This is a genomic window from Mycobacterium sp. E2238, from assembly GCF_001672665.1.
In the GTDB taxonomy this organism is placed as follows: Bacteria; Actinomycetota; Actinomycetes; order Mycobacteriales; family Mycobacteriaceae; genus Mycobacterium.
In genome coordinates this window covers 23,775-35,425 of the sequence record NZ_LZKF01000050.1, presented here as the reverse complement: position 1 = coordinate 35,425, position 11,651 = coordinate 23,775, and the positions used below count along the sequence as shown (strand labels likewise).

Genomic DNA, 11,651 nt, shown 5'->3' with positions numbered 1-11,651 from the left:
TTGCACGATTTGCCAGCTTACTTGAGGCGGCGATCCGGCCTGATTCCTCAGTCCGCGGGCCGGCCCGCATCCCGGGACCTCCGGCGAGCGTCACACCGGCGCCCGAGCGTGACGCAGGGACGAAGAACGTCCTCAGACCGGCAGCAGCTGGTCGATCACGGCGGCGAGCTGCTTGGCCGACCGGCATTCATGCATCGTGATGACTTCTTGGTAGCGCGGCACCGCCGAGTCGCCGCTGCCCCACAGGTGCTTGGGCTCGGGATTCAGCCAGTGCGCGTGCCGGCTGGCGGTCACCATGTGGGCCAGCAGCTCGGTCTCCGGATTGCGGTAGTTGGTGCGGCCGTCACCGAGCACCAGCAGCGAGCTGCGCGGGGAAAGGACGTTGGGGAACGCCTGCACGAACGACGCGAAGGCGTTGCCGTAGTCGGAATGTCCGTCGCGGCTGTACACGCCGGCCTCCCGCGTGATCCGCTGGATCGCCACGGCCAGGTCGGCTTCGGGCCCGAACATGTGGGTCACCTCGTCGGTGGTGTCGATGAACGCGAACACCCTGACCCGCGAGAACTGTTGGCGCAGCGCGTGTACCAGCAGCAGGGTGAAGTGGCTGAACCCGGCGACGGAACCGGACACGTCACACAGCACCACCAGCTCCGGTCGCGCCGGACGGGGTTTGGCCAGCACCACGTCGATCGGCACGCCGCCGGTGGACATCGACTTGCGCAGCGTCTTGCGCAGGTCGATCACGCCGGCGCGGCTGCGCCGCCGCCGGGCCGCGAGCCGGGTGGCCAGGGTCCGGGCCAGCGGCGCCACCACCCGTTGCATCTGGCGCAGCTGTTCGCCGGAGGCGCGCAGAAACTCGACGTTCTCGGAAAGCTGTGGGATGCCGTACATCTGGACGTGGTCACGGCCCAGCTGCTCGGCGGTCCGTCGCTTGGTCTCGGCGTCGACCATCTTGCGCAGTTGCGTGATCCGCTGCGCCGCCATGGCTTTGGCGATCTGTTCCTGGGTGGGCGTGGGTTCGTCGCCGTACGGGGCGAGTAGCCCTGCCAGCAGCTTGCCCTCCAATTCGTCCAGGGCCATCGCCTTGAGCGCCTGGTACGACGAGAACGACGGGCCGCGGCTGGAACTGTATTTGCCGTAGGCCTCCACGATGCGCGCGATCATCGCGACCAGCCGCTCGTCCATGCCGGCAAGGTCGGGGTTCTCGGTGAGCAGATCCAGCAGCATCTGGCGCATCGCCTCGACGTCGTCGGGCGGCAAGGAGTCGCCCGACGTCGCGTCGGCCTCCTCGTCGGTCACCACCGCGCGTGTGCCCAGCGCCGCGGGGAACCACAGGTCGAACATGGCGTCGTAGGTCTCGCGGTGTTCGGGACGCCGCAGCACGGCGCAGGCGATGCCCTCGCGTAACACCTCACGGTCGCCCAAACCCAGCGTGGCCATCACCCGGCCGGCGTCCACCGTCTCGGATGGGCCAACCGAAATGCCAACTCCGCGAAGTGCTTCCACGAAACCCACCAGGTGCCCGGGCAGCCCGTGCGGGGCGAGCGGCCGGGTGGGGCGGATGCGGCGGGGGGCCATCGGTGCGTCCCTAGTTCAACCGGAGCTCGCCGGTTGCGCGCTGCTGGTCGGACTGATGCTTGAGGACCACGCCCAGGGTGGCGGCGACGACGGAGTCGTCGATGGTGTCCAGGCCCAGCGCGAGCAGCGTGCGTCCCCAGTCAATCGTCTCGGCGACTGACGGAAGCTTCTTGAGTTGCATGCCGCGCAGCACGCCGATGATGCGCACCAACTCATCGGCGAGATGCTGCGGCAGCTCCGGCACCCGCGACAACAGGATGCGGCGCTCCAATTCGGGACTGGGAAAGTCGATGTGCAGGAACAGGCACCGACGCTTGAGGGCCTCCGACAGTTCGCGGGTGGCGTTGGAGGTCAACACCACGAACGGCGTCCGCTCCGCGGTGATCGTGCCCAGTTCCGGGACGGTCACGGCGAAGTCGGACAACACCTCGAGCAGCAGGCCCTCGATTTCGATGTCGGCCTTGTCGGTTTCGTCGATCAACAGAACCGTGGGCTCGGTGCGCCGGATGGCGGTCAGCAGCGGGCGCTGCAGCAGGAACTCCTCGCTGAACACGTCGTCCTTCGTCTGGTCCCAGTCACCGGAGCCCGCCTGGATGCGCAGGATCTGCTTGGCGTGGTTCCATTCGTAGAGCGCGCGCGCCTCGTCCACGCCCTCGTAGCACTGCAACCGGACGAGTCCGGAACCGGTCGCCTGGGCGACGGCGCGGGCCAGCTCGGTCTTGCCCACCCCGGCGGGGCCCTCCACCAGCAGCGGCTTGCCCAGCCGGTCGGCCAGGAACACCGCGGTCGCGGTGGCGGTGTCGGGCAGGTAACCGGTCTCGGCCAACCGTCGCGAGACGTCGTCGATGTCGGCGAACAGCGGCTTGGGCCGGGCGGGCACGCTCACTATGTCGGTTCTCCTAAAGCACTTTTCGTCGCGGTCAGGCTGGACGGATCTGCCCGTCGCCCCACGCGATCCACTTGGTCGAGGTCAGTTCCGGCAGCCCCATGGGGCCCCGCGCATGCAATTTCTGGGTGGAGATGCCGATTTCGGCGCCGAAACCGAACTGCTCACCGTCGGTGAACGCCGTCGACGCGTTGATCATCACTGCGGCGGCGTCGACGCCGTCGCTAAACCGTTGCGCCGCAGCCATATTGCTGGTGACGATGGCCTCGGTATGCCCGGTGCCGTACTCGTTGATGTGGGCGATCGCGGCATCGATGCCGTCCACCACCGCGACCGCGATGTCCATCGACAGGTACTCGCGGCGCAGGTCGTCCTCCCCCGCATCCGCCGAGGATCCGCCGTGCACGGTCACGCCAGCGTCCTCCAGGGCGGCCACCAACCGGGGCAGCGCCTTCTTGGCGATGGTGGCATCGACCAACAGCGTCTCGGCGGCGTTGCAGACGCTGGGCCGACGGGTCTTGGAGTTCAGCAGGATCCGTTCCGCGACGTCCAGGTCGGCGCCTTCGTGGACGTAGACGTGGCAGTTGCCCACGCCGGTTTCGATGGTGGGCACCTGCGCGTCGCGAACCACCGCGTTGATCAGACTGGCTCCCCCGCGCGGAATCACCACGTCGACCAGGCCGCGGGCCTGGATCAGGTGCGTAACCGTGGCGCGATCGGCGGCCGAAAGCAGTTGCACCGCATCGGCGGGGAGGTCCTCGCTGACCAGCGAAGCGCGCAGCACCTGCACCAGCGCCTGGTTGGACCGCGCGGCGGAGGAACTTCCGCGCAGCAACACGGCGTTGCCCGACTTGAGCGCCAGACCGAAGGCGTCGACGGTGACGTTGGGCCGGCCTTCGTAGATCATGCCGACGACGCCGAGCGGCACGCGCTGCTGGCGCAGATGCAATCCGTTCGGCAGCGTGTAGCCGCGCAGCACCTCGCCGACCGGGTCGGGCAACCCGGCGACCTGACGCAGGCCGGCGGCGATTCCCTCGACCCGTTTGGGGTCCAGCGCCAGCCGGTCGAGCATGGCGGTCGGGGTGCCGGCAGCCTCGGCGGCGCGGAGGTCTTCGGCATTGGCCGACAGGATCAAGTCGGTGTGGGACGCTACCGCGTCGGCGGCCGACCGCAGCGCCTGGTCCTTGGCGACCGTCGGGAGCAACGCCAGGACGCGGGAGGCGACGCGGGCGCGGCGAGCGGCATTGTGCACCTCCCGGCGCAAGTCAGACTCCCGCTGTTGAGCCCCACCGCTGAGGAATGGTGCTTGCAGACTCATTGAACCAGGGTATCGGGCCTTAACCGGCCAGGTGAGGCGGCCCGGGTATTACGGCTTCCGTCCCGCGCGTAACGCGCCGACTATCAAGTCGCGGTCTCCGGCGGGTCAGCGGAGCGTTTTTGCCGCCGCCGGCGCCCCGATGCGGGTCAGGCTGATCCGTTCACGGTGCGTCACCTGTCGCACCTTGGCTTGTCGCTCCTCGATGAGTCGTCCTAAGTCTTGGAGCAGCAACGGCTTACGCATCACCAGATGCTCGAGGTGCTCGCGATCGATCTGCAGCGCCGTCACCTCGTCCAGCGCGTACGCGCCGGCGAGGTTGGGCTGGCGGGTCAGCGCGGTCAGGCCCAGGAACGATCCCTCGTCCAGGGTGGTGACCGGCACCACCGAGCCGTCGTCGGTCGTCGCCGTCAAGCGCACCCGGCCGGCCACCAGGAAGGTCATGCCGGGCGAGACCTGGCCTGCGGATTCGAGGATTTCGTCGGCGCCGTAGCGGACGAGCTTCGCGTACGGGACGAGCGATTGCTGATCGGTATGGCTCAGCCGCAACGCCGGCGCGACGACCGTGCGTAAGGCTTTTTCCACGCGTTGTTTGGTGGAGTAGTTGTCGTCGGCACCGTCGAGATGCAGGCGCGCCCGCCGCGCCGCATACCAAACCCAGCGCAGGAAGGTCGCTTCGGTGGCTTCGGCGTCGGCGGGGGACGCCAACCGGATGGTCGTGCGGTACTGGGCGCCGCCCAAGGAGACTGCGGTGGGCAAGATTCCGGGTCTGCGGGCCGGCAACGCCGCAGCGACCCGCGTGAGCATCTCGCACACCTTGTCCGGGGAATCGCCGGGCGCGAACTTGGTTGTGATCGCGCAGTCGTACGCGCGCGACGGGCGACTGAGGTTGGTGAACGAGGTGCTGGCGAGCATCGAGTTGGGCATGATGCGGATGCCGCTGCCCGTGTCGATGTGCACGGACCGCCAGTTCACTTCGACGACACGCCCTCGCGCGGTCCCGGTGTCCAGCCACTCATCGATCCGGAATGGCTGCTCGAACAGCACGAACAACCCGGACACCACCTGGCCGACGGAGTTCTGCAGCATCAGGCCGATGACAACCGAGGTGACGCCGAGCGCGGTGAACAGGCCACCGATCCGGACGCCCCAGATCATTGACAGCATGACCGCCAGGCCGACGCCGATGACTCCGAAGCGGGCGACATCGATGAATATGGCGGGCAGCCGTTTGCGCCAGCTCTTGTCGGGCGCGCCCTCGAACACGGTGGCGTTCAGCGCGGACAAGACCAGCACGAGCACCAGCAGGCCGAAGAGCGTGGTGAGGATCCGCACCGAGCCGTCTTTGGCGGGCACCTGCGAAGCCTCGACGAGCAGCAGCAACAACGCGCCCAGCGGCAGCAGGTAGTTGCGCAGCAGGCTGACCTGCCGGGCCAGCTGGCTGTCTCGGCGGACCAGCGTGCGGTGCAGCTCGGTAAGCAGGATCAAGGCAATCGGGAATCCGACCGCTACGCCGATGGCCCAGTAGAACCACGATGAGTCGAACAGGTTCATGATCGCTCCGACAACCGGTAGATCTCCTGGTCGGTTCCGCTGACCGAAATGGTGCCGGCCGGCGTGAACTGCCGCACGTCCCGCATCGCCTCGTACACCTGGGAGGTGACGTAGATGCCCGATTGGTTTGCGCCGCTTTGCATCCGGTAGGCAAGGCTGACCGCGGCGCCCCACATGTCGTAGACGAGCCCCGAGCGACCCACCAGTCCGCTGATGACGTCACCGGTGCTGATGCCCACTCGAAGGCGCAGCTGGTGGCCGGTCTGGCCGTTGAACCTATCGATGATTTGGCGCATTTCGATGGCAAAGTCGACGCTGCGGTGGATGCTGTCCAGGCGCCGCGTGACCACACCGCAGCTGGCGAGATAGCCGTTGTGGAAGGTGCGAATCCGCTCGACGCCCAGAGATTCGGCCGCCGAATCGAACTGCCGGAACAGTTCGTCGACCATCCCGACGAGCTCGTCGCCGGATACATCCACGGAAACTTCGTCGAGCCCGACGATTTCGGCGAAGATGACGGCCACGCCCTGGTGTTCCAGCGCGATGGTCTCCTGCCCCTCGCGATATCGCTGAACAACGGACTCGGGCATCAGCGCCAGCAACAGGCGGTCGTTCTCCCGGCGCTGCTCGTTGAGAAGTTCCTCCTTGATTGCCAGGCTGCGACTCATTTCGTTGAAAGCCGCGGTCAGGTCGCCGATCTCGTCGCGGGTGGTGACCGGGATGTTGACCTCGTAGTTGCCGGAGCTGATCTTCTGCGTGCCGGCCTGCAGCCGACGGATCGGCCGCAACATCAGCTGGGCCAGCACCATCGACGCGACGCAGATGGCGAAGATCATGATCGCCACCGCCAGCACCACCGTCCTGCTGAACCTGCCCAGGCGCGCGAAAGCGTCGGAGTTGTCCCGTGTCGCCAGGATCGACCAGTGCAGATCGGAGTTCGGCACGATCAGCGGCGCGTAGGCCTCCAGCTCCCGGTTGCCCAGATAGTCGGTGGCGCTGATTACTCCGGTCTGCCCACGTTGGGCAGCGCGAAGACCCGCGGTGGGCACCGGCTGGACGAGGGTCGTGCCACCCAGCCGGATCGCTTCGTCGACAACGTCGGGCGGGGTGCCCGATGCCACCGCCTCGCGCCGGTATTCAGCCGGATCCTCCAGGAAAAGCCTTGAGTCGGAACGCATCAGGTTGTCGGCTCCGGCGAGGTAAGTCTCGGTCGACGGGCCCATTCCCGCGGCATCCCAGTGTTTGTCGGCGGTCATGATCCTGTTGATCTTCGAGATCGGCAGTGGCAGGGCCATGACGCCGTTGAATTTTCCGTTCATTCCCACCAGCGACACCGCCCAGGCCGTGGGGGTGTCGAGCTCCGGCTGGTACGGCTGGAAGTCGGTGATCCAGACGAAGCTGAGATCGTTTGAGCGCAAAGCCTTTTGGTAGGCATCGCGCAACTTGGATTCCCGGTAAGGCCCGGTCAGAATGTTGGTGCCCAAGTCCGGGCCCTTGTTCACCGAATAGACGACGTTGCCCTGCATGTCCAGCAACAGCGCATCGGGGTACTCGAAGCGGGTGACGATCTCGCGCATGTAGAAGCCGTAGCGAGCGTTGGCCGCCGACCACGCGCTGCCGTCGCCGGCGTCGTCAACCTTCCTCGCCTCGGAGATCGAATGGTAAGGCGCGGTGTAGTAGGCCTGAAGGTACTTCTGCGCGTTGGAACTCGGCAGGATCGCGTTGCGATCGAGATCTTCACCGGTGATCCGTTTGATCGGCTTGATCATGTTGTCGTCGTAGTAGTTGAAGATCGCCTGCTGCTGCGCCGGGTTGATCGTCGCATTGGACAATTGGGCGAATCCATCGGTGAACGCCGTCGTCGCTTCGACGATGCTGAAGCCGCCGCTGTAGACGATCAGGGAGTTGGTCACCTCCCTGAAGAGCGACTGCACCTGCCGCGCCTGGGACTCGCGCAGTTCGGTGAGTCGCTCGGATTCGACTTGGCGCAGGGCGTTGCGGCCCGACGACGCCCCGATGAAGCCGATCACCCCGATAGAGAGGATGCTGCAGAGGAGCAGCGTCAGCAAGAGCTTGGATTGCAGGCCGATCCGGAAAAGCCGACGGCGGCGAAACTTACGGGTCTTGCGAGGCTCGCCTTCCTCAATGGCGGCCGCAGCCTGGTCCGAAGCGTGTTCGGGTGCGGTCTTGGAAGCCGGCTCAGCGTTTTGCAGCTCGCTCGATGTCACTCGACTTCGCCCTTCCTCGGACACGCAGCATCGCTCACGCAGCACATTAGCGCGCGTGTCTCAAGATATGGGCGATTGCGCCAAAGCGTTCGAGGCTGACGCTGCCCGCGCCTTTATTCAGCTAATGGAGTCAACTTATTCTTGGCGTCATGAGCGATGGGTACGCGGAGGGTTGCGGTTGCGGGGCGACCGACGTGACAACCATCCAACGCTCGGAGCGCGACGCGCGATGGGTACGGGCTGCGCGCTTGGCGCGATGGCTCGCGTGGGCGAGCCTGGCGTGGATGTGCGCGGAGGGCGCGCTCGGCCTGTGGCAAGGGTTTGCCGCCGGATCCGTCTCCCTGATCGGATGGGCGCTGGGTAGCGCGGTCGAGGGCCTGGCGAGCGTGATGGTCGTGTGGCGGTTCACGGGTTCACGCACGCTCTCGGAGACCTCGGAGCGCCGGGCGCAACGCGGGGTGGCCATCTCGTTCTGGCTCATCGCGCCCTACATCGCCTTTGAATCGGTCCGTAGCTTGCTCGCGGGGGCCCGCCCCGAGACGACATGGATCGGCATGGCCCTGACCGCCGCGGCGCTGGTTTTGATGCCGCTTCTCGGCTGGGCCAAGCAGAGGCTCGGCAGACGCCTGGACTCGCGCGCCACGGCCGGGGAGGGCACACAAAACTATTTGTGCGCCGCGCAATCCGCGGCGGTGCTACTCACACTGGCCGTCATCGCCGTGTGGCCGAGCGGCTGGTGGCTGGACTCGGCGGTCGGACTCGTCATCGCCGGCTTTGCGGTCCGGGAGGGTCTCACGGCGTGGCGTGGCGAGGAATGCGCATGCTGACGCGAGTGCCAAACCCAGGTCACGGCACACGATTTGGCCCTGGTTACCGACTAACGTCAACGTAATGGCCCGAGTCTGTGTGGTCGGCAGCGTGAACATGGACCTGTCGCTCCGCGTCGATGCCCTCCCCTCTCCCGGCGAGACGGTGCTGGCGTCGTCGCTGACCTACGCGCCGGGCGGTAAGGGCGGTAACCAGGCGGTGGCGGCGGCGCGCGCGGGCGCACGCGTGCAATTCGTCGGCGCGATCGGCGATGACCCGGCCGCCGCGGAATTGCGCGCCCACCTGCTGGGCAACGGCGTGAGCCTGGACGCCACCGCCGAAACGCCCGGACCGAGCGGCACGGCGATCGTGGTCGTCGACGCCCACGCCGAGAACACCATCGTGGTCGCGCCGGGCGCCAACGGCCGGCTGGCGCTGGATGCCGCCGCCGCGCGAAGCGTCATCGCAGGCTGTGACGTGTTATTGACGCAGTTGGAAATTCCGGTGCAGGCCGCGGTGGTTGCGGCGCAGCAGGCCCGTTCGGTCGGGGCGGTCGTCATCGTCAACGCCTCGCCGGCCGGCGGAGACCAGGGCTCGCTGGCCGACCTGGCGGCCGCGGCCGACGTGGTGATTGCCAACGAAGCCGAGTCCGACGAATGGCCTTGGCGCCCAACACACTTGGTGACCACACTGGGTGCGCGCGGCGTCCGGTACGTGGGCGTCGACGGCGACTTTCTGGTGCCCGCCCCCGCGGTAGCCGCGGTGGACACCACCGGGGCCGGCGACGTGTTCGCGGGGGTGCTGGCCGGCAGCTGGCCGCCCCATCCCGGATCGCCCGCCCAGCGGCTGCGCGCGTTGCAGCGCGCCTGTGCCGCGGGCGCGCTGGCGACGCTGCTGCCGGGCGCAGGTAAGTGCGCACCGGACGCCGAAGCGATCGACGCGGCGCTGCGCGACGCCCGCTAGCCGATGCGTCCGCCCACGTCGTGGGCGATCCTCAGGCCGTCGCCGGTCTCCATCTCCTCGGCCGTCTGGCTGAGCAGGACGCGGCTACGGCTCGGCGACAGCACGGTCGAAACGTAGTGATGCGGCGCCTCGGCCACGAACGCCAAGCGGTTGACGCGCAGCAGCGCGGCGCCGATGGCCGTGCCGAGCAGGTGCGCGTGGCGCGGTCCGGCGATCTCGGCCGTGATCTCGTGCAGCACACGGTCCACGACGACGCCCTCGTCGGATAGCAGCTCGTAAAGCGGCCTGCGCCGCAACTCCCGTTCGGTCAGTACGTCGGCCCATTCCGGCGGCAGCCAGGCTTCGGTCACCATCAACGGCTCATCAGTGCGGCGTTGGCGCCGCACCCGCACGATCTGCAGCAGCTCGCCGGAACTTTCCAACGCCTCCCCGATGGCCCTCGGTGGACGGCGTTTTCCCAGCTCGACGACGTCGACCTTGGTTTCGAATTGCGTCTGTCGCAACCCCTGCATGAAGGAACGCCCGGCCGCCAAAACACCCGAGACGTCCGCTCGTCCGTGCGGCCGTACGAACGACCCGACGCCGTGCCTGCGCTCGATGTACCCCTGCTCGGCCAGGTCCGCCAGCGCCCGGCGCACGGTGATGCGCGATACGCCGAACTGATCGCACAGGGTCTGCTCGGTGGGCAATGCGTCGCCCGCGGCGATGACGCCACGGTCGATCTCGTCGTGCAGCACCAAGAACAGCTGCCGGTGCAGCGGCACCCCGGCCGCCGCCGAGACCGGCCCACCCTCGCCTTGCTGCATGGTGGTCAATGCTTCCACACGGCCTCCCTTGCGTAGCCCGATCAGTTGTTATATGTATATAACAACTACTCATTGGCCAGGGAGATTCGATGAACACGCCGGCCGCCACCGACCCGGACGGGCCGACGGGGCGGCTCGCCACCTGGGTCGCCGGCCTCACGCTCGACGACGTCCCGCGTCCCGTCCTCGACCGTGCGAAACACCTGCTCCTCGATGGCATCGGCTGCGCGCTGGTAGGGGCGCAACTACCGTGGTCACGCACCGCGACCGACGCCGTCCTCACGCTGGAAGGCGCCGGCGACACCGTCGTCATCGGCACCGGACGCACCACGGGGGCGCCTGCCGCGGCGATACTCAACGGCACCTTCATCCAGGGCTTCGAGCTCGACGACTTTCACCCGCTTGCCCCGCTGCACAGCTGCTCGTTGTTGATTCCCGCCCTGCTGTCGACGGCGTCCACGCGGCCGCACCCCTCGACGGGCGCCGACCTGTTGCTGGCCGCGGTCGCCGGCTTCGAGGTGGGTCCGCGCGTCGGCTACACGCTGCACGGCACCCAGATGCTCGACCGCGGCTGGCACTCGGGCTCGGTTTTCGGCACGCATGCCGCGGCGATGGCGTCCGGAAAGTTACGCGGGCTGCCGCCGGCGCAATTGGAGGACGCCCTCGGTCTGGCCGGCACGCAGTCGGCGGGTCTGATGGCCGCCCAGTACGAGGCCATGAGCAAGCGCATGCACCACGGCTTGGCGGCGCGCAACGGCTTCTACGCGGCGGGGCTGGCGGCGGCCGGTTACACCGGCATCAAGCGGGTTTTCGAGCGCGAATACGGCGGGTTTCTCAGTGTTTTCGGCGAGGGCCACGACCCCGACGCCGCGCCGCTGACCGGCGAACTCGGCCAGCGATGGGAGACCACCATGATCATGGTCAAGTCCTACGCCGCGATGGGTGGGGTGCACGCCGCGATCGACGCCGCCCGTCGGGTGCGTGAATCCGTTGTATCCCAGGGCATTTCGAAGATCGACATCACCGTCGGCGAGACCATCTACAAGCACGGTTGGTGGCAACCGGAGAGACCGCTGACCGCGATCGGCGCCCAGATGAACATCGGCTATGCGACCGCCGCGGCACTGCTCGACGGCAACGTGCTGCCCGAACAGTTCACCGCCGCCCGCCTCGATTCCGACGACATCTGGTCGCTCATCGCGGCGACGACGGTGCACCTGGACGAATCGCTCACCCACGCCGATTTCACCGAAAAGTTTCGTACCGACGTCGCGGTGACCACCCTGGACGGCGCGGTCCATCGCGCCCGCGTGGCCTTGCCGCACGGCGCGCCCAACGACCCCGTCACCAACGACGAACTCGTCGACAAGTTCCACTCGCTCGCCGACCGGGTCACCAGCCGGTCGCGCGCCGAAGCCATCGAGCGGGCGGTGGTCAATCTCGACGGCCTCGACGACGTCGAGCGACTGACGGATCTGCTCGCGGCCTCGGTCGCGGGCGCCCTGGACTAAAGG

General features: G+C 67.6%; 9 protein-coding genes. 3 read left to right on the top strand and 6 right to left on the bottom strand.

The genetic code is table 11. The annotated features are described in order from the left end of the window. Positions 1–132: 132 nt before the first annotated feature. The 5 genes from A5711_RS04055 to A5711_RS04035 form a co-directional block, all read right to left on the bottom strand. The gene (locus tag A5711_RS04055; RefSeq protein ID WP_067944260.1) at positions 133–1,578 is read right to left on the bottom strand and encodes a VWA domain-containing protein; all 1,446 of its coding nucleotides are present in this window, start codon (positions 1,576–1,578) and stop codon (positions 133–135) included. Positions 1,579–1,588: 10 nt separating this feature from the next. After that, on the bottom strand, positions 1,589–2,464 hold the full coding sequence (locus A5711_RS04050) for a MoxR family ATPase (protein WP_067203379.1): 876 nt from the start codon (positions 2,462–2,464) through the stop codon (positions 1,589–1,591). 34 nt (positions 2,465–2,498) lie between these two features. Next, complete coding sequence (locus A5711_RS04045; protein ID WP_067944259.1) at positions 2,499–3,782, bottom strand: glutamate-5-semialdehyde dehydrogenase; 1,284 nt, start codon at positions 3,780–3,782, stop codon at positions 2,499–2,501. Between the two features lie 105 nt (positions 3,783–3,887). After that, the gene (locus A5711_RS04040) at positions 3,888–5,333 is read right to left on the bottom strand and encodes a mechanosensitive ion channel domain-containing protein (RefSeq protein WP_067944258.1); all 1,446 of its coding nucleotides are present in this window, start codon (positions 5,331–5,333) and stop codon (positions 3,888–3,890) included. Continuing rightward, positions 5,330–7,561 carry an adenylate/guanylate cyclase domain-containing protein gene (locus A5711_RS04035; RefSeq protein ID WP_067944256.1) on the bottom strand — a complete coding sequence of 744 codons (2,232 nt, stop codon included), beginning with the start codon at positions 7,559–7,561 and terminating at the stop codon, positions 5,330–5,332. Before A5711_RS04035 ends, A5711_RS04040 begins: the two co-directional genes overlap by 4 nt. A 149-nt stretch (positions 7,562–7,710) precedes the next feature. On the opposite strand from A5711_RS04035, the gene A5711_RS04030 reads away from it, so the two are divergent. Continuing rightward, complete coding sequence (locus A5711_RS04030; protein WP_082973761.1) at positions 7,711–8,388, top strand: cation transporter; 678 nt, start codon at positions 7,711–7,713, stop codon at positions 8,386–8,388. A gap of 64 nt (positions 8,389–8,452) precedes the next feature. After that, positions 8,453–9,331: a PfkB family carbohydrate kinase gene (locus A5711_RS04025; protein ID WP_067944254.1), complete on the top strand. Its 879-nt coding sequence runs from the start codon at positions 8,453–8,455 to the stop codon at positions 9,329–9,331. Here the strand turns inward: A5711_RS04025 and A5711_RS04020 are convergent. After that, a complete protein-coding gene (locus A5711_RS04020; protein ID WP_067944283.1) occupies positions 9,328–10,137 on the bottom strand; it encodes a GntR family transcriptional regulator in 810 nt (269 codons plus the stop codon). The two genes, A5711_RS04025 and A5711_RS04020, sit on opposite strands and share 4 nt — an antisense overlap. An 89-nt stretch (positions 10,138–10,226) precedes the next feature. Between A5711_RS04020 and A5711_RS04015 the strand changes: the two genes are divergently transcribed. Then, a complete protein-coding gene (locus A5711_RS04015) occupies positions 10,227–11,648 on the top strand; it encodes an MmgE/PrpD family protein (RefSeq protein WP_067944252.1) in 1,422 nt (473 codons plus the stop codon). Positions 11,649–11,651 lie beyond the last annotated feature (3 nt).